At 68.3% G+C, this 22,937-nt stretch carries 21 protein-coding genes; 10 read left to right on the forward strand and 11 right to left on the reverse strand.

The features are described from left to right. The first annotated feature begins 111 nt into the window (after window positions 1–111). From ACOTSS_RS17665 to ACOTSS_RS17695, 7 genes are all read left to right on the forward strand, one after another. On the forward strand, window positions 112–1,659 hold the full coding sequence (locus ACOTSS_RS17665) for a hypothetical protein (protein WP_448689285.1): 1,548 nt from the start codon (window positions 112–114) through the stop codon (window positions 1,657–1,659). Then, window positions 1,656–2,153 (forward strand): acetyl-CoA carboxylase biotin carboxyl carrier protein, encoded by a 498-nt coding sequence (gene accB / locus ACOTSS_RS17670; protein ID WP_448689286.1) that lies wholly within the window; start codon window positions 1,656–1,658, stop codon window positions 2,151–2,153. Before ACOTSS_RS17665 ends, accB begins: the two co-directional genes overlap by 4 nt. Before the next feature lie 2 nt (window positions 2,154–2,155). After that, a complete protein-coding gene (locus ACOTSS_RS17675; RefSeq protein WP_448689287.1) occupies window positions 2,156–3,523 on the forward strand; it encodes an acetyl-CoA carboxylase biotin carboxylase subunit in 1,368 nt (455 codons plus the stop codon). 3 nt (window positions 3,524–3,526) lie between these two features. After that, on the forward strand, window positions 3,527–4,981 hold the full coding sequence (locus tag ACOTSS_RS17680) for a pyruvate carboxylase (protein WP_448689288.1): 1,455 nt from the start codon (window positions 3,527–3,529) through the stop codon (window positions 4,979–4,981). A 6-nt stretch (window positions 4,982–4,987) separates the two neighbouring features. Then, window positions 4,988–6,538, forward strand: coding sequence for a class I adenylate-forming enzyme family protein (locus tag ACOTSS_RS17685; protein WP_448689289.1), 1,551 nt, complete (start codon window positions 4,988–4,990; stop codon window positions 6,536–6,538). Beyond that, the gene (locus ACOTSS_RS17690; protein WP_448689290.1) at window positions 6,538–7,764 is read left to right on the forward strand and encodes a thiolase family protein; all 1,227 of its coding nucleotides are present in this window, start codon (window positions 6,538–6,540) and stop codon (window positions 7,762–7,764) included. The genes ACOTSS_RS17685 and ACOTSS_RS17690 overlap by 1 nt, the downstream gene beginning before the upstream one ends. Window positions 7,765–8,035: 271 nt before the next feature. After that, window positions 8,036–8,458, forward strand: coding sequence for a VOC family protein (locus ACOTSS_RS17695; protein ID WP_448689291.1), 423 nt, complete (start codon window positions 8,036–8,038; stop codon window positions 8,456–8,458). Window positions 8,459–8,462: 4 nt separating this feature from the next. Here the strand turns inward: ACOTSS_RS17695 and ACOTSS_RS17700 are convergent, their stop codons facing one another. The 9 genes from ACOTSS_RS17700 to ACOTSS_RS17740 all read right to left on the reverse strand — a co-directional run bounded on the left by ACOTSS_RS17700 (window position 8,463) and on the right by ACOTSS_RS17740 (window position 19,247). Beyond that, a complete protein-coding gene (locus tag ACOTSS_RS17700) occupies window positions 8,463–11,204 on the reverse strand; it encodes an MSCRAMM family protein (protein ID WP_448689292.1) in 2,742 nt (913 codons plus the stop codon). A 31-nt stretch (window positions 11,205–11,235) separates the two neighbouring features. Next, window positions 11,236–12,057 (reverse strand): fimbrial biogenesis chaperone, encoded by an 822-nt coding sequence (locus tag ACOTSS_RS17705; RefSeq protein WP_448689293.1) that lies wholly within the window; start codon window positions 12,055–12,057, stop codon window positions 11,236–11,238. A 208-nt stretch (window positions 12,058–12,265) separates the two neighbouring features. Continuing rightward, complete coding sequence (locus ACOTSS_RS17710; RefSeq protein WP_448689294.1) at window positions 12,266–12,775, reverse strand: DUF4402 domain-containing protein; 510 nt, start codon at window positions 12,773–12,775, stop codon at window positions 12,266–12,268. Between the two features lie 254 nt (window positions 12,776–13,029). Continuing rightward, window positions 13,030–13,986, reverse strand: coding sequence for a ParB/RepB/Spo0J family partition protein (locus tag ACOTSS_RS17715; protein ID WP_448689295.1), 957 nt, complete (start codon window positions 13,984–13,986; stop codon window positions 13,030–13,032). Next, window positions 13,987–14,769, reverse strand: coding sequence for a ParA family protein (locus ACOTSS_RS17720; RefSeq protein ID WP_448689296.1), 783 nt, complete (start codon window positions 14,767–14,769; stop codon window positions 13,987–13,989). Next, window positions 14,766–15,419 carry a 16S rRNA (guanine(527)-N(7))-methyltransferase RsmG gene (gene rsmG / locus ACOTSS_RS17725; protein ID WP_448689297.1) on the reverse strand — a complete coding sequence of 218 codons (654 nt, stop codon included), beginning with the start codon at window positions 15,417–15,419 and terminating at the stop codon, window positions 14,766–14,768. The genes ACOTSS_RS17720 and rsmG overlap by 4 nt, the downstream gene beginning before the upstream one ends. A 241-nt stretch (window positions 15,420–15,660) precedes the next feature. Then, on the reverse strand, window positions 15,661–17,532 hold the full coding sequence (gene mnmG / locus ACOTSS_RS17730; RefSeq protein ID WP_448689298.1) for a tRNA uridine-5-carboxymethylaminomethyl(34) synthesis enzyme MnmG: 1,872 nt from the start codon (window positions 17,530–17,532) through the stop codon (window positions 15,661–15,663). A 90-nt stretch (window positions 17,533–17,622) separates the two neighbouring features. Beyond that, window positions 17,623–18,906 (reverse strand): tRNA uridine-5-carboxymethylaminomethyl(34) synthesis GTPase MnmE, encoded by a 1,284-nt coding sequence (mnmE, locus tag ACOTSS_RS17735; RefSeq protein ID WP_448689299.1) that lies wholly within the window; start codon window positions 18,904–18,906, stop codon window positions 17,623–17,625. A gap of 44 nt (window positions 18,907–18,950) precedes the next feature. Further along, window positions 18,951–19,247 (reverse strand): DUF6489 family protein, encoded by a 297-nt coding sequence (locus ACOTSS_RS17740; RefSeq protein ID WP_448689300.1) that lies wholly within the window; start codon window positions 19,245–19,247, stop codon window positions 18,951–18,953. A gap of 103 nt (window positions 19,248–19,350) precedes the next feature. On the opposite strand from ACOTSS_RS17740, the gene ACOTSS_RS17745 reads away from it, so the two are divergent. From ACOTSS_RS17745 to ACOTSS_RS17755, 3 genes are read left to right on the forward strand one after another with little or no spacing between them, the layout of a single operon-like run. Continuing rightward, window positions 19,351–20,049, forward strand: coding sequence for a dienelactone hydrolase family protein (locus tag ACOTSS_RS17745; protein WP_448689301.1), 699 nt, complete (start codon window positions 19,351–19,353; stop codon window positions 20,047–20,049). Next, window positions 20,046–20,441, forward strand: coding sequence for a nuclear transport factor 2 family protein (locus ACOTSS_RS17750; RefSeq protein WP_448689302.1), 396 nt, complete (start codon window positions 20,046–20,048; stop codon window positions 20,439–20,441). Before ACOTSS_RS17745 ends, ACOTSS_RS17750 begins: the two co-directional genes overlap by 4 nt. A 9-nt stretch (window positions 20,442–20,450) precedes the next feature. Next, window positions 20,451–22,043, forward strand: a complete 1,593-nt coding sequence (locus ACOTSS_RS17755) for an FMN-binding glutamate synthase family protein (protein WP_448689303.1) — start codon at window positions 20,451–20,453, stop codon at window positions 22,041–22,043. Here ACOTSS_RS17755 and ACOTSS_RS17760 read toward each other — a convergent pair. Continuing rightward, complete coding sequence (locus ACOTSS_RS17760) at window positions 22,040–22,441, reverse strand: DUF1489 family protein (RefSeq protein ID WP_448689304.1); 402 nt, start codon at window positions 22,439–22,441, stop codon at window positions 22,040–22,042. The genes ACOTSS_RS17755 and ACOTSS_RS17760 overlap by 4 nt on opposite strands. Window positions 22,442–22,472: 31 nt before the next feature. After that, window positions 22,473–22,907, reverse strand: coding sequence for a hypothetical protein (locus ACOTSS_RS17765; RefSeq protein ID WP_448689305.1), 435 nt, complete (start codon window positions 22,905–22,907; stop codon window positions 22,473–22,475). Between the last annotated feature and the right edge of the window lie 30 nt (window positions 22,908–22,937).

Genomic DNA, 22,937 nt, shown 5'->3' on the forward strand with positions numbered 1-22,937 from the left:
TTCGTTCGACGATTTCGCCTAAACACTCTTTCGCTTTGGCGTCAAGGGTGCTAATCGGACGGGGCGATCGGGGTTTTGCGGTGAACGCGCAGGCCCGCCAAGGGGTGAGAGATGCTGACTTATACGCATTTGCTGGAAGCCAATAATGCGATCCAGTCGCTGGGCGACGATACCTATTGGCTGTGCGTCACCCGAACGGTCCAGGAATCGAAGCTGTTTCCCGTCCCCTCCTATATGCTGCTGTCCTACCTCTGCTGCTTCTATCGCTATCCCGAACTGCTCCGGAAGATCGAGGCGCGCATGTCCGCAGAGGAGATCGGCGACCGGGCGCGGGCGATGGGCGGCAAGTTCGGCAATCTTCCCGGCTGGGGCATGCCGACCTTCTATCTTCTCGGCCGCGAGATGCTGATCAACTTCGGCATGCTCGACCCCGCCGACGCCGCCGAGGACGTCGCCTATGTCCTCGACTTCTGGCGGCGCTTCAAGCTGGCGCAGCAGCGCGAGGACGGGCACCTCAACGCGCGCGAATTCGGCCAGCGCGTCCAGCTTCTGCCTGAGCGGCGAATCCAGCGTTTCCACGCCGACCTCTTCGCCTGCACGCCCGGCGACCGGCTGCACAAGGCCGCCCAGGCCTTCCTCGCCGCGGTGTCGCAATATGGCTTCCTCGTCTCGTGCGAGAGCCGCTGCACGCTCAACAACAGCGGCCCCTACCGGCTTGCCGAGAATCGCGAGCTGATCGTCCGTGAATTCACCGACCTTGCCGAGGGCGACTATCCCTGGCTCGACGGGATCGCGGGCGACATCCCCTACAACAATCTGACCGTGACGATGGAGGCGACCGACTGCCACTTCTATCTGATGGACGATTGGGGCAGTTTCGAATCGAAGCCCGAGTTCACCGCCGACCGGCTGACCGGCGTCGGCCTCTATACCTCCGACGCGCTGTCGGAAGGCTTCGTGCCCGTCGGCATGGGATCGGCCAGGGAGCTGGCCGGCACCTTCGAGGACCTGACCGAGCGCATTCGCGCGGCGACCGTCGCCTTGTGGAAACGGATGGCGGGATGGTCGCGCGACCAGATGATGGATGCCGGCGCGCTCACCTATTTCTCGCTGATCAAGGATTTCGCGCATGTCGCCGGGGTCTATGACGTCGACGACTGGATGACGATCGACGCGCGCGCCGACCGTTTCCGGCCGCTGCTGAACGACGAGTTCGGCCGCGACTTTCTCGGCTCGCTCGTCGGGCTCGTCGACCTGCCGAGCCAGCGCATCCATGGCTATGCGATGATGCAGCACAACAACAATCCCGTGCGCTATATCTCGCATATTCCCTATCATGTGCTCGACCGGCAGGGCGAGGCGCCGGGGCTCGCGCCGATGGGCGCGGGTGTCACGCATCTCGGCGCCAAGGCCGATCGCTATACGACCAGCGCGGGCGTGCTGCCGCTCGCCGACTATAACGCGCGGGCGCGGGATTTCCGGCCGCTGCAGATGGCCGATGGCCATCGCTTCCTTTGCGACACGACGGTGAAATACCGGTCGGGCGACCCGGCGGTTCGCGCCATCTATGCCGACGAATTTCGGGGGTCTCGCCTCGATGGCCAGGGCGCGGGGCTCGACCCCGGCGCCGTCGATGCGCTGCGGGAGAGCGGGCAATGAGCGCGAAGGACCAGTCGGCCGACATCGAGCAGCTGATCGCCGAGTTCGAGAAATCGGGCCTGCGCGAACTCCACGTCATCCGCGACGGCTTTGAAATCTATCTGTCGACCGATCCCGATACCGGCGGCATCGGCGCGCAGGTGACCCCGGTCGCGCCGCCGGCCGTGGCGGTGGCAGCGGCCGCAGCTGCACCGGCTGCGCCGCCCGCAGCCGAAGGGCTCGCCTCAGCGCCCGCGGGCGACTGGCCGGCCGATGCGGTCGTCGTCGCCGCGCCCTATCTCGGCACCTTTTATCGCGCGCCCAAGCCGGGGGCCGACCCCTATGTCGAGGCCGGCGACCCGGTGACCGCCGAGACCGAGATTTGCCTCGTAGAGGTGATGAAGCTCTTCACTTCGGTGCGCGCGGGCTGCGACGGCCACGTCCATGCGATCCTCGCCGCCGACGGCGCGCTCGTCGAAGCCGACCAGCCGTTGTTCGTGATCGTGAAGGACTGACGGTGGCGATCGCGCGCCTGTTCATCGCCAACCGCGGCGAGATCGCGCTTCGCGTCGCGCGTGCGGCGCGCGGACTCGGGATCGAGACGGTCCTCGGCGTGTCCGACGCCGACCGGGAAAGCGCCGCCGCGAAATTCGTCGACCGCGCGCTCGTTCTCGGCCCCGGCCCGGCGGCGCGCAGCTATCTCGATGCGAAGCTCGTCGTCCAGGCGGCGAAAGCGAGCGGCTGCGATGCGTTGCATCCGGGCTATGGCTTCCTCTCCGAACGCGCGATGTTCGCCGAGCTTTGCGAGCAGCACGGGCTATTGTTCGTCGGACCGCAACCATCGATCATCGACGCACTTGGCGACAAATTGCGTGCGCGCGAGATGGCGGCTGCGGCGGGGGTGCCGCTGGTGCCCGGAAGCGGCGAGATCGCCAGCGCCGCCGACGCGCGTCGCGTCGCGGACGACATCGGCTATCCCGTTCTTCTGAAGGCGGCGGCCGGCGGCGGCGGTCGCGGCATGGTGATCGCCAACGACGGCGAAGAGGTCGAAGCCGGCTACGACCGCGCGAGCGCCGAGGCGCTGGCGGCGTTCAACGACGGCACCCTGTTCATGGAACGCTTCGTCCCCGAGGCGCGCCACGTCGAGGTGCAGCTGATCGGCGACGGGCACGGCAAGGTCGTCCATTTCGGCGAGCGCGACTGTTCGGTCCAGCGCCGCTACCAGAAATTGATCGAGGAAGCGCCAAGCGTCGCGATGCCCGACACGCTGCGCGACACGCTGCACAAGGCGGCGGTCAATCTGGCGGCGAGCGTCGACTACCGCAACGCGGGAACGGTCGAATTCCTCTACGACGTCCTCCGGCAGGAGGTCTATTTCATCGAGGTCAACGCGCGCATTCAGGTCGAGCATCCGGTGAGCGAAATGGTGAGCGGCGTCGATCTGGTGCAGGAACAGCTCCGCGTCGCGGGCGGGCTCGGCCTGTCGATGGCGCAGGACGACGTCATCCTCTCCGGCCATGCCATCGAATGCCGCATCAACGCCGAGGACAGCACGCGGGGCTTCGTGCCCGTCCCCGGCACCATCACCCGCTGGCAGCCCCCCGAAGGCGAAGGCATCCGGCTCGACAGCCACATGGGAAGCGGCGCGGCGATCCCACCATTTTACGATTCGATGGTGGGCAAGCTGATCGTCCATGGCGCCGACCGCGCGCAGGCGGTGGCGCGGCTGACCGATGCGCTCGACGATTTCACGGTCGAGGGCGTGCCGACCACGATCGACCTGCACCGCCGGATCGTCCGCCATCCCGATTTCATCGCCAACCGTTTCCACACGCGCTGGCTCGAACAAGTGATGCTCGCCGAACCGGCGATCGCAGCGGAGTAGGCCATGGCGCATATCAAATTCCTCGACGAGACCTGCCGCGACGGCCAGCAGAGCCTGTGGGGCATGCGGATGCAGGCGGGGCAGGCCTGTCCGGTGCTGCCGACCATCGACCAGACGGGCTATTCGACGATCAGCCTCGCGGGCTCGTCGCTGTTCGAGGTTCTGGTCCGTCATTGCCAGGAGGACCCCTGGGCGGGCTTCGACCTGATGATGAGCCGGATCAAGCGCACCCCGGTGCGCGGCGGCATCCGCTCGAACGGGTCGGTGACCTTCGGCTTCACGCCGCAGGCGCTGATGGACCTGTGGATGGAGCGATTGTGCGTCCACGGTGTGCGGAGCTGGTGGATCTACGACGTCCTTTTCAACATCGACAAGATGGCGCGGCTGGCGAAGCTGTCGAAAAAATACGACTGCAAGGTCGCGGCGACGATGCTCTTCACCCTGTCGCCCGTCCACGACGACGCCTTCTGGGCCGACAAGGCCGATAAATTGTCGGCAATCCCCGAGGTGGACAGCCTGCTGCTATACGACACCGGCGGCGTGCTCGACCGCGACCGGATCAAGACGCTGGTGCCCGCGATCGTCGCCAAGGCGCGCGGCAAGCCGATCGAGATGCACTCGAACAACATGCTCGGCCAGTCGGCCAAGGCCTATTGCGACGCGGTCGAGTTCGGCGTCACCGTGCTCCACACCGCCGCCCGCTCTATGGCGAACGGCCCGTCGATCCCGTCGATCGACATCATGACCCGCAACATGGAAGCGCTCGGCCATACGCACGACATCGACACGTCGAAGCTGCAGCCGGTGTCGGAGCATTTCCGCAGGGTGGCGAAGGCCGCGGGCTATCTCCACGATCAGCATTACGAATATGACGTCACGTCGCTGACCTCGCAGATTCCGGGCGGGATGATGGGGACGCTGCGCAACCAGCTGATCCAGCAGAACATGCTCGACATGCTGCCGGCAGTGCTCGAGGAGGTGGCGGTGGTACGGCGCGAACTCGGCTATCCGGGCATGGCGACGCCGTTCGCGCAGCTTGTCGGGACTCTCGCGGTGCTCAACATCGTGACCGGCAAGCGCTATGGCGCCATCCCCGACGAGGTGATCCAATATGCGGCGGGCTATTATGGCGAGCCGCCGGCGCCGATCGACCCGGAGGTGATGGACCGCATCGCGAGCGCGCCGCGCGCGAAGGAGATTTTCGGCCATCCGCCCCCCGAGCCGACCCTCGAGGATCTGAAGCGCCAGCACGGCACCGACGACGAGGACGAGCTGATCCTGCGCGCGCTCGTGCCGGCGGCCGATATCGAGAGGATGCGCGCCGCGGGGCCGCTCAAGCGCGATTTCCCGACCTTGTCCTCGCCCGAGCTCGATCAGGTACGGCGCCTGATGCAGGTCGCGACGACGCCCTATGTCCAGATAAGATCGTCCGAGCTCGATCTCGTCATGCGGCGCTGACCTTCGATGCGGATGATCGACTTCTTCGACCGCGGTGCGCGGATCGCGCGCGACCGCCCTTGCATGGTCGCGGATGAAACGGCGAAGACCTATGCCGAGGTTGCGGCGCGCAGCCACGCGATCGCGCGAGCGCTGATCGCCGATGGCTTCGCGGCCGGCGCGCACGGCGCGGTGCTCAGCGGCAATGCGATGGTGGCGTTCGAGGCGATCCTCGGCCTGTTGCGCGCCGACGGCGTGTGGGTGATGGCGAACAACCGCGCCGCGGTGGGCGAGAATGCCTATCTGCTCGACCTGCTCGACATCGATACGCTGTTCGTCCATTCGGAAGTCGCTGACCGCATCGCGACCTTCCGGCGGGACTGCCCGAACATCCGCCGCTATATCGCGCTCGATCGCCCGTTTCCGGAAGCCGACATGTTCCTCGAGGAGATGCTCGACGGGTCGGACGAACCGGCGCCGCAGCGGCGAGCCGGGCACGAGGACGAGCTCGCCTTCCTCGCCAACACCGGCGGCACGACGGGGCGCTCGAAGGGCGTGATGCTGACGGGCCGCAACTGGCAGGCGCTGGTGTCGAGCCTCGTCGCCTCGATGCCGATGAAGGCGCCGCCGGTGAACCTCGTCGCCGCGCCGATGACGCACGCCGCCGGGCCGCTCGCGCTCGCAAGCATGGCGCTGGGGGGCACGGTGGTCGTCCTCCCCAAGTTCGAGCCCGGCGCGGTGCTGCAGGCGATCGAGAAGCACCGCGTCACCTACATGTTCCTGCCGCCCACCGCGATCTACATGCTGCTCGCCGATCCAGGCATCGGCGCGGCGGACCTCTCCAGCCTCGAATATATTTCCTACGCCGGCGCGCCGATGTCGCTCGACCGGCTCAAGGAAGCGATCGCGCGCTTCGGTCCGGTGATGAACGCGAGCTTCGGCCAGACCGAGGCGCCGATGTGCGTCACTGCCATGCCGCCGCACGAGCATCTGGACGCCGACGGCGAGCTCGCCCATCCGGGGAGCTGCGGGCGCGCCAACCTGCTCTCGATCGTCGAGATCATGGACGAAGAGGGGCATATTCTCGGCCCCGGTCAGCGCGGCGAGATCGTCGTGCGCGGGCCGCTGGTGATGGCGGGCTATTACAAGAATCCGGAAGCCACGGCCGAAGTCTCCGCTTTCGGATGGCACCATACCGGCGACATCGGGATGCGCGATGAAGACGGCTGGTTCTATGTCGTCGACCGCAAGAAGGACATGATCATCACCGGCGGCTTCAACGTCTATCCGGCCGAGGTCGAGCAGGCGATCATGGCGCATCCCGGCGTGCAGGATTGCGCGGTGATCGGCGTGCCCGACAGCAAATGGGGCGAAGCCGTCACCGCGGTCGTCGAACCGAAGGCGGGCGCGTCGATCGACCCCGAGGCGCTGCTGCGCGCGATACGCGACGGGCTGGGGCCGGTGAAGACGCCCAAGACGATCGAGATCGTCGAAGCGCTGCCGCGCAGCAACGCCGGCAAGGTGCTGCGCGCCGAACTGCGGCGCGAGCGCTGGACCGCGGCGGGACGGGCGATCTGATGCGCGACACCTTCATCCTCGGGGTCGGCATGACGCCGTTCGGGCGCCACCTCGACAAGAGCCACGAGCGGTTGACGCAGTGGGCGGTGCGCGAGGCGCTGGCCGACAGCGGGGTGCCGCCGGGCGCGATCGACATGGCGGTCTATGCCAATGTCATCCAGGGCTTCTTCGCGGGCGAAATGTCGATCCCGGGCGAATATGCACTGCGTCCGCTCGGCATTTCGGGGGTGCGCGCGATGCACGTCGAGGCGGCGTGCGCCAGTTCGACGATGGGGCTGCACGTCGCGGTCGATTATGTCCGTGCGGGGCTCGCCGACGCGGTGCTCGTCGTCGGGGTCGAGAAACTCTATTCGGACGACCGCGGCAGGAAGTTCGCGGTATTCCGGCAGCCGCGCGACCTGGTCGAGGCCGAGGCTTATCTGGCCAAGACCGCGGATCTGCTTGCGCCGGTGCCGCCGGGCGGCGAGAGCGACAGCCCCAATGTGTTGATGCAGGCCTATGCCGCGCAAGCGCGGCTGCATATGGCGACCTATGGCTCGACGCAGCGCCAGATCGCCGCGGTCGCGGCCAAGGACCACGGCCATTCGGTGCACAATCCGCTCAGCCAGTATCGCAAGCCGATGTCGATCGACGAGGTGCTGGCGGCGCCCGCGGTGGCCTGGCCGCTGACCAACCCGATGTGCGCGCCGATCAGCGACGGCGCGGCGGCGGCGATCGTGTGCGGCGCCGATTGGACGAAGCGCTTTCCGGGTGCGCGCGCGGTGCGCGTGCTCGCGGCCGAATCGCAGACGGGCAGCGACCGGGCGCCCGACGATTATGCCAACCACGTCACCCGCATCGTCGGCGCGCGCGCCTATGAAAAGGCCGGCGTCGGCCCCGCCGATATCGACATTGCGGAAGTGCATGATGCCAGCTCGATCGGCGAGATGATCCAGACCGAGGCGCTCGGCCTCTGCTCCCCTGGCGAGGCCGGCGCAGCGGCCGAGCGCGGCGAGACCGCGCTCGGCGGACGCATCCCGGTGAATGTCTCGGGTGGACTGGTGTCGAAAGGGCATCCGCTCGGCGCCACCGGCCTCGGACAGATTTTCGAACTGGTCACCCATCTGCGCGGGCAGGCGGGCGCGCGCCAGGTCGCGGGCGCCCGTATCGCCATCGCCGAGAACAGCGGCGGCTTCTACGGCGTCGAGGACGGGATGTCGGCGGTGACGATCCTCGCGCGCGACTAGGATCAGGCTCCCGGGCGCGAAGCTGGACCCTGAAAGCAACGGGTTGCGGCCTCGGCCACCCTCCCCCGCACCGGGAAGGCCACCCTCCTGAAGCCGCCCTTGCCTCCCCCTCCCCGCCGCCGCATACTCGCCCCGCCTGAAAAGGAGCAGGCCGGTGCGGTTGGCCCGGCCCTCGCAGCCGCGAGTCCTGGCCTTCGCCCGCGCGGCGATGCGTCCCGAGGCCTTTGCCGCTCCGGCAATCCCGCCGGAACGAACGAAGGAGTCTGGACCCATGCAACAGCAGATTTCGGTCATCACCCTCGGCGTCGCCGATCTCGCCGCATCGCGGCGCTTCTATACCCAGGGCTTCGGCTGGCGGCCGGTGTTCGAGAATGACGAAATCCTCTTCTACCAGATGAACGGCTTCGTCTTCGGAACCTGGCTGAAACCCGCGCTCGCCGAGGATATGCAGCGCGCGTCCGGCGGCGGCAACGCGCCCTTCGCGCTCGCCCACAATGTCGCGACGAAGGCCGAAGTCGCGCCGCTGATCGACGCGCTCGTCGGCGCGGGCGGCACGCTGCTCCGTGCTGCCGACGCGCCGCCGCACGGCGGCTTTCGCGGCTATGTCGCCGATCCCGACGGGCATGCGTGGGAAATCGCGTGGAATCCGGCGTGGCCGATCGACGCCGAGGGCCATGTGCGCTTCGCGCCCTGACCACTCAACCGCCGCCCGGCGGAGCGCGCGCGCCGGTGCCGTTTCCGGGGATCGCCGCACCATCCGCGAACGCTCCTGCGAGCGGCTTCAGCGCCAACGTTCCGAGCCGCACCCGCGGGCTCGCCTTGCCCGGCACCGCGCTCAGCGCGAAGGCGGGGTCGAGCCGCAGCGCGGCCGCCGACGCCTTCGCCATCCGCACCGTGTAGCGGCCGTAGGGGACGCTTTCGAACAGGAAATAGCCGTCGAACTCGCTGAGCGCGGTCGCGCGTACACGGCCTTCGGCGTCGACGAGTTCGAGGCTGAGCCCCTCGATCGCATTGCCCCCCGCGCGCCGCGCGACCCCCTCGATCTCGCCCGCCGCGCTCATCGGCAACGCGACGCGCGTCGCAACGCCGGGGCGCGGCGTGACGACGACGCCCAGGAGTGCCGGCTGGACATAGGGGTCGGGCAGGCTGCCCGCGTCGATGCCGATCAGCAGCGGGCGGAAGGGTTCGAGCCCGTCGATCACCGCGCGCCCATCGGACCCGGTCGCGGCATCGACATAAGCGTTGCCCGCGGTCAGGGGTACGCCGGCGACCGCCGCCTCGCCCGGCTGGCGCACACCGTCGCCATTGTCGTCCATGAACACATCGGCGAGCACCTGCCCGCGCCCGCCGAGCTTTTCGCTCGACATCCGCCAGCCGCCGCGCGCCGGATCGGGGCCGAAGCTGAAGGCGAGCGACAGCGACGCTGCGACCGACCCGTCACTCGCCACCTCGCCGAAGCCCGAGAGCTGCAACCTATTGAAACGGCGCGTATAACCGAGCCCGGCGCGCGCGCGGCCGAGCCCCTCGTCATAGCCGAGTTCGGCGCGCCATTCGGCCTCCCCCTTTCCAGACCATTCGGCGATCGCGGTCAGCCGCGAATCGGCACTCGCGCCCGCCAGCGCGACGCGTGCCTCGCCGCGCAGCCGGACGCGCCCGATCCGCGCGTTGGCGAGCAGGCTGGCGGTCAGGCTGTCGGGCGGGTCGGGGCCGAAGGGCACATGCGAGCGGCTCCAGTCGAGCTGACCGGTGAAGGTCATCGCGCGAAGACTCGCCGAGGCACGTACGCTGACATCGAGGCTCGCGATTCCCGACGCGCGCTCGGTACGCGACAGGTCGAGATGCAGCGGCAATATGCTGCGCCCGAGCTTGACCGACTGGTCGAGCGAGAGCGAATAGAGGCCGGTCACGCCGCCGACGAAGCGGTCCGATGTAAAACCTCCCCAGCCGCGCATCGCGTCGGCGCGCACATAGGTCTCGCCGAAGGCCGCGAGCCAGCTCAGCCGCGCCGCGGCGCCGCCGTCGTCGGCATAGGATGCCGCGACCTCGAGCAATGACGGCCCGATCGAGCGGCGCAGCGCGGTCTCGCCATAGTTGCGGCGGACATTCTCGATCATCAGGCTGTGGGCATAGGCCGCCACCGAGGTTCGCGTGTCGAGCCCGCGTTCGATCCCGATCGTCCCGCGCCAGCCGCGCCGCCACGGCTGATCGCGCGACCCTAATTCGATCAGGTCGGCATTCTCCTGCGCGAACCCGGCCCAATACCAGGTCTGGCGCGGCGGGATCGAATCGATCCCGACCTGCAGTTCCTTGATCTCGCGCCGGATCTGGCCCTGCGGTCCGTAAAGCACGATCTCGAAACGGTTCGCGCCATATTGCAGCGGCACGTCGAGAAATTCGTAGCGGCCGTCGCCATTGGGGCTCGCGAAGGCGAGCAATTGCCCGTTGCGGTACAGTTCGGCGTCCCAGCCTGCGGGAAGGTCGCCGCGAAAGCTCGTCTTGTCGAACGCGTCGGGGCGCTCGACCGGCCGGTTGGTGATCACCGCGCCGCGTCCCGGCGCACTTTGCGCGACAAGCCCCGTCGACAACAGCGCGACGTCGCCCATGGCATAGTGCGTCGCGCGCAGCGGGCCGAGCAGCGTTCCGGCGGGATCGGTGCGATAGAGCCGCATCCGCAAGCTGTCGGGCACTCCCTTCTCGTCCGACGCGAGCCGCGCGTCGAAGCTCTGCCCGAGCGCCTCGCCCGCCGCGAAAATCTCGTAGCGCGCCTGGACATAGGAGCCGCCGCGCCGATCCTTCACCGCGCCCGCCGACGCGACGACGTCGACCGACGGCGTCGCCCACGCCTGATAGGGCCGCGCCGCCTGCGGCAGGCTCGCAAGGTCGAAGCGCGCGGCGGGGCGGATTCCCGCGGCGCGCGCGCGGCGCTCGGCCGCGAGCTGAAAGGGCAGCTTCTCCCTCGCGTCGATGCGCAGCGCGGCATTGGGCAGGTCGGCGGCGATCGGTACGCCGAGCCACGCGTTCAGGCTGGCGAGATCGACGCACCAGCCCGCGGGAGTGTCGCGGATCGTCGTCGCGGCGATCCGATAGCTCTGGTTCCCCGCGCGCACCTCGCCCGCGTCGCGGTCGATCGTCAGCGTGCGCCGCTCGTCGAAGACCCAGCCCGTTGCGCGGCGCAACTTCCGGTCGACGCGCACCGCAAGGTCGAGCGCGAGCACCATGTCGCCCAGGTCGACGCACACCCCCTCGGGCGTGCGATAGCCGCGCACCCCGTCGCCGAGCCGATACGGACCCGAGCGCAGCTCGAACAGCCAGGCATCGTCCTCGTTCGGCGCCCACGCCGCGGAGGAAGAAGAAACGGGCCTGGTATCAACGGCTTCGGCGCTGGCGGGCGCGAGTCCCGCCAGCGCCAGCGCGGCGACGATGAAGCGCCCCCACCGCATCCCGGCCGCGCCTGACTTGTCCGCCCGATTCTTACTTCACCACCCGATCGACCTCGTCGATCGTCGCGCCGCCGATCTCGCGGTCCTCGCTATAGCGGATATGTACCGGCCCCTTGAGCGCCGCGGCGGCCTCGGGCGGCACGCGCAGCGCCACGCTGCGCCGCGTCACCTCGGGATAAACGGCAATGCCGCGCGCGACGAGCAGCGGCTCGGCCACCCCTGGCCGCGTCACCGCGATATCGCCATAGACCGAACGATTGCCGCTGCGCGTCAGCTCGAACGCGAACGCCAGCCCGTCGCGCGTCTCGGCGATCCGCGCGTCGCCGATCCGCGCCTCGGCGCCGAGGTCGCCGACGCGCACGATCACCGGGATGGTGATGCCATAGATGGGGGTGAGCGCGATCGACACCCCCTCTCCCGCCGCTTTCGGCGCCGTCGCGGGCGCCGCGTCGGGCACCGCGCGGAACAGCATGTGCGCGCGATATTCGCCGGCCGGCGTCCCCTCGGGCACCCGCACCCCGACGCGGATCACCTGCGGCTGGTTGGGCGGCAGCGTCACGCGCCGCGGGCTGAAGGCGATCATGGCGAGCGCCGCCTTCTCGGCCGGCGTCGCTTCGGCCTCGTCGATCTCGTCGAGCCCGCCCTCGGCGGTCATCCGCTTGATCTCGAGGCTGATACGATAGGTCGCGGGCTCGGCGCCGATATTGTTGAGCACCACCTCGGTGCCGCGCGATCCGTCGAGAATCAGCCGCGTCGGCGCGACGAGCAGATCGCCCGCGGCGTGCGCGGGCAGTGCGGCGGCGGCGAGCGCGGCCGCGACGAACAGGCGCAAGGCCCCAAAAAAACGAAACATCGGCACGATCCCCACAATCGCTGGTCGGGGTGGCACGCCGCCCCTTTTGGCTGGTCGCGGCCAGTTAGCGCCAACATGGTTGATATTTCGCTAAGCATGATGCGAGGAACCCGCCCGCGCGGAACGAAAGGGGCCGCCGGACGACGCCCGGCGGCCCCTTTTTTCCGCGGCTGGCGAGGCACTGGCCTCGCCAGCCGGCTCGCAGTGCTTATTGATAATTGGCGGTGACGTTGAACGTCCCCGAATAATCGCCCGACGCCTGGTTGGCGCCGACGCTCAGCGTGCCGCCGACCTGAAAGCTGCCGCCGACGGTGCCCGGACCGTTGGTCAGCGTGACCGAGCTCGCCGAATAGCTGAGCGCGGCGGTCATCGTGCCGCCGAGCGAGCCGTTGAGCGTCACGCTCGAATCGCCGCCGACGAGTACCACGGCATTGTTCGTGCCCTGGATGTCGAAATTGGCGGCGGTCGTCGTGCCCGTGCAGGTCAGCCCCGCGCCGCAGCTCGCGCCCCCGGCGGTCGACACCGCGACGGTCGAGGCGGTCGCGCCGCTGATGATCGTCGCGAAGTTGAGGTCGCTGGTGTTGGTGAGCGTGATCTGGCGCAGGATCTTGGCCTTGGCCGTGCCGGTCGCCGACGCGGCCTGCGCCGCCGACGCGTTCATCGCGAGAGCAGCAAGTGCGGCGCCCGCGAGGGCGCGCTTCATCGTCATGGTGCGCATATGATTGGTCCCTTTAAGCAGTCGAAGTCGAATGGAAATCCCACCCCATTCGCTGGACCGTTTAGCGCGACAGCCGTTCAGCCTTTGCCAGCGAGCATGGTAAACGACGCGTTAGGGATTCACGGCCGCCATCCACATAACTCTTTTCATATCAAATATTTATGGTGATATATGGGGGCGGGAAGCGTGCATTTCCTCCCTCTCGGCGGCCCGCGCCGGGACAAGATCAGCGCTCGTCCCGGCGCAGCCGTGCCTCAGATCGATTCGCCCGACAGCCGCTGGCAGATCATGTCGAGCTGGTCGAGCGACGCGAATTTGAGCGTCAGCGCGCCCTTGCCGCCGCCGCCATATTGGATCGCGACGCCGATCCCCAGCAGCTCGGACAGATGCCGTTCGACCGCGACGATGTCGGGGTCGCGCCCACCGTCGATGCTCTTATATTCGAGCCGGCCCTTGCGCCCGCCGCCCTTTTCGGCGCGCACCAGCGCCTCGACCGCGCGCACCGAAAGCCCCTCGCGCACGACCTTGCGCGCGATCTCCTCGGCGTCGGACGCGCCGATCAGCGCGCGCGCATGCCCCATCGCGAGGCTGCCGTCGCCGACCAGCGCCTGGACGCCGCGCGGCAGGTCGAGCAGGCGCATCAGGTTCGCGACATGGCTGCGCGACTTGCCGACCAGCTTCGCCAGCGCCTCCTGATTGTGGCCGAAATCCTCGATCAGCTTGCGATAGGCGCTCGCCTCTTCGATCGCGCTCAGATCCTCGCGCTGGATATTCTCGACCAACGCGATCTCATAGGTCGCTGCGTCGTCGAGCTCGCGCACCAGCGCCGGAATCCGGTGCAGCCCGGCGCGCTGCGCCGCACGCCAGCGCCGCTCACCCGCAACGAGCTGATACCCCTCCCCGCCCGGTGCACGGCGGACGATGATCGGCTGGAGCAGCCCGCGCGCAGCGATCGATTCGGCGAGTTCGGCGATCGCCGCCTCGTCGAAATGGCGGCGCGGCTGGCCGGGCAGCGGGCGGATCGTCCCGACCGCAATATGCTGCACCGCGTCGCCCGATGCGGCGGGCACCGCCTTCGCCGCGCTGCCGGGGCTCGCCAGCACCGGCGATTCGACCGCGACGTCGCCGAACAGCGCGTTCAGCCCGCGCCCGAGCCCCGAGGGACGCTTGCGCGCCGGGGAACCCGAAGTTTCGTCTTTACTATCAGTCATTTAAGCGGCCTTGCGAACATTGGGCAGGCGACCGAGCAGCTCGCGCGCAAGCGCGATATAAGCGGCCGACCCCGCACAGCGATGGTCGTAGATCAGCGCCGGCAGCCCGTGGCTCGGCGCTTCCGACAGCCGCACGTTGCGCGGGATCACCGTCTCGAACACCACCGGGCCGAGCACCTCGCGGACATCGTCCGACACCTGGTCGGTCAGCCGGTTGCGCCGGTCGAACATGGTGAGCGCGACGCCGAGGATGAAGAGCTGCGGGTTGAAGCGCCCGCGCACGCGCTCGACCGTGGTGAGCAGCTGGCTCAGTCCCTCGAGCGCGAAAAATTCGCATTGCAGCGGCACGAGCAGCGATTCGGCGGCGATCAGGGCGTTGAGCGTCAGCATGCCAAGCGACGGCGGACAGTCGATCAGGCAGATGTCCCACTGCCCCGCTTCGGCGCTCGCCAGGGCCTGCTGCAGCCGGTGGAGCCGGTCCTGAAACTCGATCAGCTCGATCTCGGCGCCCGACAGGTCGACCGTTGCGGGAACGATGTCGAGCCGCGGGATCGCGGTCGCGACACTACAGTCGGCGACGCCCGCGTCGCCGCGCAGCAGATCATAGCTCGAAAGCTCGCGCTGTGCTTGACTGATCCCGAGCCCGGTCGAGGCGTTGCCCTGCGGGTCAAGGTCGATGATCAGCGTCCGCCAGCCCGTCGCCGCGAGCGCCGTGGCCAGGTTGATCGCGGTCGTCGTCTTGCCGACCCCGCCCTTCTGGTTCGCCACGGCAATGCGGATCATCGCTTTCCTCGCTGTTTCGCCACGATCCTGCCGCGCCCGACCAAAATCTGGCTGTCGGCGTCGGTGTGGCTCTGTTCCACGTGAAACATCTTCTGCCATGCCGGGGGCAGAGATGCCAGTTCCTTAACCGCGTTTCGCCCTTTCGGCAGCAGCCAGTGCGTCGATTCGGTGGAAAAACGCGCGGATAAGTCGATCAGCCGATCGAGCGGCGCAAAGGCGCGCGCGCTGATCGTCGCTGCGGCGCGCGTTTCGACGCGGTCGAGCGGTGCCTCGGCGACCTCGACATGCGCCAGATCAAGCCCGGCCGCGACCGCGAGCAGAAAGTCGCACCGCCGCCGCCGCGATTCGACGAGCAGCGTCGGCCGCTCGCTCAGGATCGCGACGACCAGCCCCGGCAGCCCCGGCCCGCTGCCAAGGTCGATCCACAGCCCTTCGCCATCGCGGTCGAACGCCAGAAGCTGCGCGCTGTCGGCGATATGCCGCACCCACAGATGCGGGATCGTCGACGCCGCGATCAGATTCTGCCGCGCATTCTCATCGACGAGCATCGCGGCAAAGCACTCGAGCCGCTCCCATTGGGTCGGCGTCGGAGCGAAGGTCGCTTCGATCCAGCCTCGCGCCGCGTCCTCATTCTCCAATATCGTCGCCATCATTCCACTACCGAAGCTCGTCGCATTCCGACTTCGGATCACTGGAACGGGCGCCGCGCAGGTTCAAGCTGTCATTCTGCAAGAGCGCGATGAGCGGCAAGCTTTCGATCGAAAAGGGCACCTTTTTTGTCATCCCGGACCTGATCCGGAATCCATTTCTCCAGCGCTGGTGTGAATGGATTCCGGATCAAGTCCGGAGTGACGAAGTTCGGGAAGCATCCGCGCCCCGTCCCAACGGCGGTTAAGCCGCCCGCCGCCGGCTGTGCACCATGATCGCGGTCAGCGCCGCGGGGGTCACGCCGTCGATGCGCGCCGCCTGTCCCAGCGTTTCGGGGCGCGCTTTCGACAGCCGCTCGACCATCTCGCGCGACAGGCCGCCGATCGCGCCATAGTCGAGCGCGGGATCGAGCAGGATCGCTTCATTCGCGGCGAGCGCACGCAGTTCGGCATCCTGCCGCGCCACGTAAGGGGCATAATGCGCATCCTCGGCGATCTCGGACAGGATATCGGGGTCGACCGCGGCAAGGTCGGGCGCGAGCGCCGTCAGCGTCGTCATCGTCACGCCCGGAAACCGCAGCAGGTCGATTCGCTTCCGCGCCGCGCCATCGCCCGGCAAGGCGAGCCCCAACGCGGCATAATCGGCGGTGGCGACCGGCGCGTCGAGCAGCGCTTCGGCGCGCTCGCGCTCGGCTATGCGCGCCGCGAACAACGCCGCGGTCGCCGGGCGCACCAGCCCGAGTTCGATCCCCAGCGGCGTCAATCGCGTCGCGGCATTGTCGGCACGCAACCGCAGCCGATATTCGGCGCGCGCGGTGAGCATGCGATAGGGCTCGCTGACGCCCTGCAGCACCAAGTCGTCGACCATCACCCCGATATAGGATTCGGATCGGTCGAGGATCAGCGGATCGCGGCCCTGCACCGCGAGCGCCGCATTGGCCCCCGCGACCAGCCCCTGCGCCGCGGCCTCCTCATAGCCCGTGGTGCCGTTGATCTGCCCCGCGCACCACAGGCCGGCGATCCCGCGCAGCTGCAGGGTCCGGTCGAGCGCGCGCGGGTCGATATGGTCATATTCGACCGCATAGCCCGGCACGACCATCTCGACCGTTTCCAGCCCCTCGATCGTGCGCAGCATCGCGAGCTGGACATCGGCGGGGAGCGAGGTTGATACGCCGTTCGGATAGATGAGGTGGGTGTCGAGCCCCTCGGGCTCGAGGAATATCTGGTGCCCGTCGCGGTCGGCGAAGCGATGAATCTTGTCCTCGATCGACGGGCAATAACGCGGCCCCGCCGCGCCGATCGCGCCGGTGAACAGCGGCGAGTGGTGGAGATTGTCGGCAATGATCCGGTGCGACGCTGCGTTGGTGCGCGTAATCGCGCAGAAGATCTGCGGCACCGTGCGCGCGGTGCTCCACGTCGAGCAAGTCCAGCTCGCGCCCTCGACACTGTCCGATGGCTGTTCGGCGAGCCGCGCCCAGTCGATCGTGCGTCCGTCGAGCCGCGGTGGCGTGCCGGTCTTGAGCCGCGCCATCGGCAGGTTTGCGGCGCGAAGCTGCGCGGCAAGCCGGTGCGCACCGGCCTCGCCGATGCGCCCGCCCTCCATCCGCTCCTCGCCGCGGAACAGCCGTCCGCCGAGGAAGGTTCCGGTGGCGAGCACCACCGCGCCCGCTGCCAGCACGGTTCCGTCGCCAAGTTCGAGCCCTTCGGCCCGCGATCCGTCGGCCGACAGTTTGAGCGCCGCCGCCTCGCCCGCGATGACCGCTATGCCGGGTTCGGCGGCGAGCTGCGCCTGGATCGCCGCGCGATAGAGCTTGCGGTCGGCCTGGACGCGCGGCCCCTGCACCGCCGCGCCCTTCGACGCATTGAGCATCCGGTAATGGATCGCGGCGGCGTCGGCGGCGCGCGCCATCCAGCCGTCGAGCGCGTCGACCTCGCGCATCAGATGCCCCTTGCCGAGACCCCCGATCGCCGGGTTGCACGACATCGTCCCGATCAGCGCGGGATCGAAGCTGACGAGCGCGACCCGCGCGCCGAGCCGCGCCGCGGCGGCCGCGGCCTCGGTCCCGGCGTGCCCGCCGCCGACGACGATGACATCGAAAGTTGCGCTGCTGTGCATGATCGCGGCGCCTTTAGCTCAAAGAGAGCCCCGAATCCACCGCGCTGCGACCGATGCGATGTTTCACGTGAAACATCATTTCGCGCTTATTCATTTCCCGATGCAGAAGCGCCCGAACAGCGCATCGAGCATATCCTCGACCCCGGCGCGCCCGGTGATGCGGTCGAGCGCCGCCGCGGCGAGCCGCAGCCGTTCGGCGAGCAGGATCAGGTCGCTCGCTTCGCGCGACCCCGCCTCGACCGTCAGCCAGCCCCGCGCCTCGGCGAGCGCCGCGCGCTGGCGCGCCCGCAACGCCGCCTCGCCCTCGCGCGGCAGCAGGGTGCGCGCCATCTCGACGATATAATGGTGGAGCTTGTCCATCCCTTCCCCCGTCGCCGCCGACAGGACCAGATCGCAGCGCGCCGCCTCGGCCTCGCGCGCCGCGTCGCCGCGCCAGCGGTCGACCTGCGCCGCGATCAGGATCGTGCGCGGGTGCGCGGGCGCCGCGTCGGGCGACCCGAGCCACAGCAATATATCCGCCGCCTCGACCGCCGCCTCTGCGCGCGCGATCCCGATCGCCTCGATCGCATCGGCACCTTCGCCGCGCAGCCCCGCGGTATCCGAAAAGCGCATCGCGATGCCGTCGAGCGCCAGCGGCGTCTCGATCACGTCGCGCGTCGTCCCCGCCACCGGCGACACGATCGCCAGCTCCCTTTGAACCAAAGCATTGATTAAAGTCGATTTTCCGACATTCGGCGGTCCCGCGATCACCACCGACAACCCCTCGGCAATCACCTCCGCCGCCGGCCGCGCCAGCCACTCGCCGAGCTCCTCCGCCAGCCCCCCCATCCCCGCGACCACACGCTCCGCGGCACCTTCATAAGCTTCGACATCCTCTTCGTCGGCGAAATTGAGCTCGGCCTCGGCCCCCGCCATCAGCGCGAGCAACCGGTCCTGCCACGCCGCCACCGCGCGCGACACATGCCCGCTCGCCAGCCCCAGCGCCTGCACCCGCTGGCTCTCGGTCTCCGCCGCGAGCAGGTCGGCGAGCCCCTCGGCCTCGACGAGATCGATCCGGCCATTCAGAAAGGCGCGCCGCGTGAACTCGCCCGCTTCGGCGCGGCGCAGCCCCGGGATCGCAGCCAGCGCCGCCTCGACCGCTCCGACCACCGCGCGGCCGCCGTGGAGGTGCAGCTCGGCGAGATCCTCGCCCGTCGCGGTCGCGGGCCCGGGAAACCAGAGCAGCAGCGCGCGGTCGAGCGGCGCGCCGTCCGCATCCTTCAGTTCGGCGAGCGACGCGCGGCGCGGCGTGGGCAGGTGCCCCGCGAGCGAGCGCAGTGCCTCGCCAGACCCTGGCCCGCTCACGCGCACGACACCGATCGCCGCCGGCGGCATCCCGCTCGACAGCGCGAAGATCGTGTCGCTGCTATTGTCGTGCGTCAGCTCTTGCGCCCCCGCGCGGGCTTGTCATCGTCACCCGCGGCGGCCGCCTTGCCGGCACCGCCCATCAATCCCCCGCCGAATTGGCCGAGCAGCGACTGGACGAGCCCGAGCCCGCCCTCGCCCATCGGCACCCAGCTCTTGACCATCGCCTGGACCATGTCGGGGGTGATGCCCTTCGCCATCAACTCCTTGACCCGGCTCAGATAAATATCATGCAAGGGCTCGAGATCGGGCAGCCCGAACAGCCGCCGCGCCTCTTCGGGGGTGCAATCCACCTCGATATTGAATTTCATGCCCCATCTCCTGCCCGCGCGCGGGTGTTGGCGCTTGAGCCTCGCCCCCGGCGCCGCTAGCTTCGCGCTTTCACCGTCAATAAGCAAGAGCCAGGAGAGCCTCATGTCCCCGACCAACACGTCCATTCCCGCCCTCGATAGCGAAGGCGACATCCCCGCCTATGTCGCGCGTCCCGACGCCGATTCGTCGCGCGCGATCATCGTGATTCCCGAAATCTTCGGGGTGAACGCGGGAATCCGCAAGAAATGCGACGACTGGGCGGCCGAAGGCTATCTGGCGATCGCGCCCGACATCTTCTGGCGCTTCGCTCCCGGGGTCGAGCTCAGCCCCGATGTCGAGGCCGAATTCCAGGAGGCGCTCGGCTATTTCGGGCAGTATGACGCCGACCTCGGCGTCAAGGACATCGAAGCGTCGATCCGCTGGCTGCGCGGCCAGGGCGCGAACCGGATCGGCTGCGTCGGCTTCTGCCTCGGCGGCCGCCTCGCCTATATGGCGGCGACGCGCACCGACGTCGACGCGTCGGTCGGCTATTATGGCGTGATGATCGACACGATGCTGAACGAAAGCCACGCGATCTCGAACCCGCTGATGCTCCATATCCCGACCGAGGATCATTTCGTCGACCATGCGGCGCAGCAGAAGATCCACGAAGCGCTCGATCCGAACCCGAAGGTGACGCTCCACGATTATCCCGGCCTCGACCACGGCTTCGCCGCGACCGACGGCAATCGCCGCAACGACGAGGGCGCGACGCTCGCCGACGGGCGCACCCGCGCCTTCTTCGCCGAGACGCTCGCATGAGCGCACATCCGGGACTCGCCGCCTGGCACGCCTATATGGCGGGCGGCGGCGACCCGCAGGCCCTGCGCGACCTGCTCGCCGAAGACGCGGTCTTCCACTCGCCCGTCGTCCACACGCCGCAGGAGGGCCGCGACAAGGTGTTCGCCTATCTCCATGCGGCGAGCCACGTCCTCGGCGGCGACGATTTCCGCTATCTGCGCGAGATCGTCGACGGCGATCAGGTGTGCCTCGAATTCCAGACCCAGCTCGACGGCATCCAGATCAACGGCGTCGATATCATCCGCTGGAACCAAGAAGAAAAGATTCAGGATTTCAAGGTGATGGTACGACCGCTCAAGGCGATCAACAAGGTCTGGGAGAAAATGGCGGCGATGCTCGCGGCGCAGGCCTAGAGTCCGACGATGCGCCGCTGGCTCGTCTTTCCGGTCCTGCTGCTGCTCGTCGCGCTCGCAGCGTGGTGGACGCCGGCGCGCTGGACGCTGCTGCTGTGGATGCCGCTGCTGCTGATCGCGCTCTACGACGCGCTCCAGCGGCGCCATACGCTGCGCCGCAACTACCCGCTGATCGCGCGCATCCGCTGGCTGTTCGAGGATCTGCGGCCCTTTCTCTATTCCTATATCGTCGAAAGCCCGTTCGACGGCCGCCCCTTCACCCGCGCCGAACGCGATATCGTCTATGCCCGCGCCAAGGGCGATCTCGACGCACACCCCTTCGGAACCGAGCTCGACGTCTATTCGGACGAATATGAATGGATGAGCCACAGCATCGCGCCCGCCCCCGCACACGACCGGACGCAACGGGTCAAGGTCGGCACGGCGCAATGCGCGCGTCCCTATGAAGCGGCGCTGCTCAACATCTCGGCGATGAGCTTCGGCTCGCTCGGCGCGCGGGCGATCGAAGCGCTCAATCTCGGCGCGAAGCAGGGCGATTTCTATCACGACACCGGCGAAGGCGGTTTCAGCCCCTATCATCGCATCCACGGCGGCGACATTGTGTGGGAGCTGGGCAGCGGCTATTTCGGTTGCCGCGACGCAGGCGGCCGTTTCGATCCGGAACGCTTCCGCGACCGCGCGCAGGACGACCAGGTCAAGATGGTCGAGATCAAGCTCAGCCAGGGCGCGAAGCCGGGGCATGGCGGAGTGCTGCCCGGCCCCAAGGTCAGCGCCGAGATCGCCGCGACGCGCGGGGTTCCGGAGGGCGAGGATTGCATCTCCCCCGCGGCGCATTCGGCCTTTGCGACCCCGATCGAGATGGTCGAATGGGCGGCGAAACTGCGCGAGATGTCGGGGGGCAAACCGGTTGGCATCAAGCTCTGCGTCGGCCAGCCGCACGAAATCTATGCCGTCATGAAGGCGATGCTCGAGACCGGCATCCGGCTCGACTATATCGTCGTCGACGGTGCCGAGGGCGGCACCGGCGCGGCGCCGGTCGAATTTTCGAACCGCGTCGGCATGCCGCTGCGCGAAGGGGTGATCTTCGTGCGCAACGCGCTCGTCGGCTGCGGGCTCAAGGAGGAGATTCGTCTTGCCGCGTCGGGCAAGGTCCATTCGGGCGCGGGACTGGCGGTCAATTGCGCGCTCGGCGCCGACTGGTCGAACGCCGCGCGCGCCTTCATGTTCTCGCTGGGCTGCGTCCAGTCGCTCAAATGCCATACCGACCAATGCCCGACCGGGATCGCGACGCAGGATCCCGGCCGCCAGCGCGGGCTCGTGATCCCCGACAAGGCCGAACGCGTCCGCCGCTTTCAGGCTTCGACCGTCTCGGCGCTGTGGGACATCAGCTGTGCGATGGGACTCGACAATCCCTGGCAAATCCGGCCGCATCACCTCCATGAGCGGCTGAATTCGGCGCGCTCCGATTCGATCGACCGCATCTATAATTTCTATCCGCGCGGCATATTGCTCGACGATCCCGCATCGGTCGCCAGCGCGCGCTATTGGGCGATGGCGCGCGCCGACAGCTTCCGTGCCGCGATCGAGGGGACGCCGGGCTAGATGAGGCTGAGTTCGGCCAGTTCGCGATAAAGTTCGGGCGGCAGGTCGCCGAGGCCGCTGTCGTCATCGATACCCCGCGGCGCGTCGTCATCGGTCAGATAGCGCCAACCCTGATGCGCGCGCTTGGGCTGCGGATGCACCCGCTCGAGCATGCCCCGGCAGACGATGTCGATCCGCCCATCGTCGCGGTCCTCGAAGCGCAGTATCTCGACGCGGCCGATGATCGTGTGCCGCACGATGAAATGGAGCCTGCCGCCGATCAACTCGTCGGCGCGCTTCGGCTTGAACCGCGTCGCGAAGCGGATCTCGCCCTCCTCGGCGCGCGCCGCGATCCGCGACGCGAGCGCCGGATAATCGGGGCAGCCGACGGCGACGCGGGTCATGTGAAGCTGGGACATGGGCATAAGATCGGTATCGCACGGCGCCGGTTCAACTCGGCGTCGCGCTCAAATAATAGTCGCCGCGACCTTGAGGATTGACGGGCAGTTGCAGCAACGCCAGCGGCGAGAGGAGAGTGACCATCAGGACCTTGAGACCAAAGAGCGCGACAAAGGGAAGGACGGTGACGCCGACCGATCCCATGGTGGCAACGGCAAGGCGCCCGATCGCCTTGCGCATATACCGGTTCGGCTCAGGTTCGGGCAGCGCCAGCATTTCGGCCAGCAGGATCGACGCTTCGCCGTGCTGCCAGTGCGGCACCGTCAGCCGAAATCCCCCGATCGCAAGGATGTCGGCAGAAACGCTGGTATAATATTCGCCCCCGACGTGAACGATAACGCCCGCGGCGTCGAGCATCGCCGCAACGGTCAGCGCCTCGCCGCGACCCAATATATGGGCGATCGGGACCATCGCATCATCCGACATTGGTCGACGATGCGACGATCGGTTCGCCCT

The sequence above is a fragment of the Sphingopyxis sp. NJF-3 genome, from assembly GCF_053514865.1.

Excerpts from the sequence above, each read along its gene's own strand:
- mnmG (WP_448689298.1), bottom strand. The coding sequence starts at position 17,532 with ATGCACAGCAGCGCAACTTTCGATGTCATCGTCGTCGGCGGCGGGCAC.
- ACOTSS_RS17715 (WP_448689295.1), bottom strand. The coding sequence starts at position 13,986 with ATGACTGATAGTAAAGACGAAACTTCGGGTTCCCCGGCGCGCAAGCGT.
- ACOTSS_RS17700 (WP_448689292.1), bottom strand. The coding sequence starts at position 11,204 with ATGCGGTGGGGGCGCTTCATCGTCGCCGCGCTGGCGCTGGCGGGACTC.
- ACOTSS_RS17740 (WP_448689300.1), bottom strand. The coding sequence starts at position 19,247 with ATGAAATTCAATATCGAGGTGGATTGCACCCCCGAAGAGGCGCGGCGG.
- ACOTSS_RS17685 (WP_448689289.1), top strand. The coding sequence starts at position 4,988 with ATGCGGATGATCGACTTCTTCGACCGCGGTGCGCGGATCGCGCGCGAC.
- accB (WP_448689286.1), top strand. The coding sequence starts at position 1,656 with ATGAGCGCGAAGGACCAGTCGGCCGACATCGAGCAGCTGATCGCCGAG.
- ACOTSS_RS17680 (WP_448689288.1), top strand. The coding sequence starts at position 3,527 with ATGGCGCATATCAAATTCCTCGACGAGACCTGCCGCGACGGCCAGCAG.
- ACOTSS_RS17745 (WP_448689301.1), top strand. The coding sequence starts at position 19,351 with ATGTCCCCGACCAACACGTCCATTCCCGCCCTCGATAGCGAAGGCGAC.
- ACOTSS_RS17695 (WP_448689291.1), top strand. The coding sequence starts at position 8,036 with ATGCAACAGCAGATTTCGGTCATCACCCTCGGCGTCGCCGATCTCGCC.
- ACOTSS_RS17720 (WP_448689296.1), bottom strand. The coding sequence starts at position 14,769 with ATGATCCGCATTGCCGTGGCGAACCAGAAGGGCGGGGTCGGCAAGACG.
- ACOTSS_RS17710 (WP_448689294.1), bottom strand. The coding sequence starts at position 12,775 with ATGCGCACCATGACGATGAAGCGCGCCCTCGCGGGCGCCGCACTTGCT.
- ACOTSS_RS17705 (WP_448689293.1), bottom strand. The coding sequence starts at position 12,057 with ATGTTTCGTTTTTTTGGGGCCTTGCGCCTGTTCGTCGCGGCCGCGCTC.
- ACOTSS_RS17755 (WP_448689303.1), top strand. The coding sequence starts at position 20,451 with ATGCGCCGCTGGCTCGTCTTTCCGGTCCTGCTGCTGCTCGTCGCGCTC.
- ACOTSS_RS17765 (WP_448689305.1), bottom strand. The coding sequence starts at position 22,907 with ATGTCGGATGATGCGATGGTCCCGATCGCCCATATATTGGGTCGCGGC.
- rsmG (WP_448689297.1), bottom strand. The coding sequence starts at position 15,419 with ATGGCGACGATATTGGAGAATGAGGACGCGGCGCGAGGCTGGATCGAA.
- mnmE (WP_448689299.1), bottom strand. The coding sequence starts at position 18,906 with ATGCCGCCGGCGGCGATCGGTGTCGTGCGCGTGAGCGGGCCAGGGTCT.
- ACOTSS_RS17665 (WP_448689285.1), top strand. The coding sequence starts at position 112 with ATGCTGACTTATACGCATTTGCTGGAAGCCAATAATGCGATCCAGTCG.
- ACOTSS_RS17690 (WP_448689290.1), top strand. The coding sequence starts at position 6,538 with ATGCGCGACACCTTCATCCTCGGGGTCGGCATGACGCCGTTCGGGCGC.
- ACOTSS_RS17750 (WP_448689302.1), top strand. The coding sequence starts at position 20,046 with ATGAGCGCACATCCGGGACTCGCCGCCTGGCACGCCTATATGGCGGGC.
- ACOTSS_RS17760 (WP_448689304.1), bottom strand. The coding sequence starts at position 22,441 with ATGTCCCAGCTTCACATGACCCGCGTCGCCGTCGGCTGCCCCGATTAT.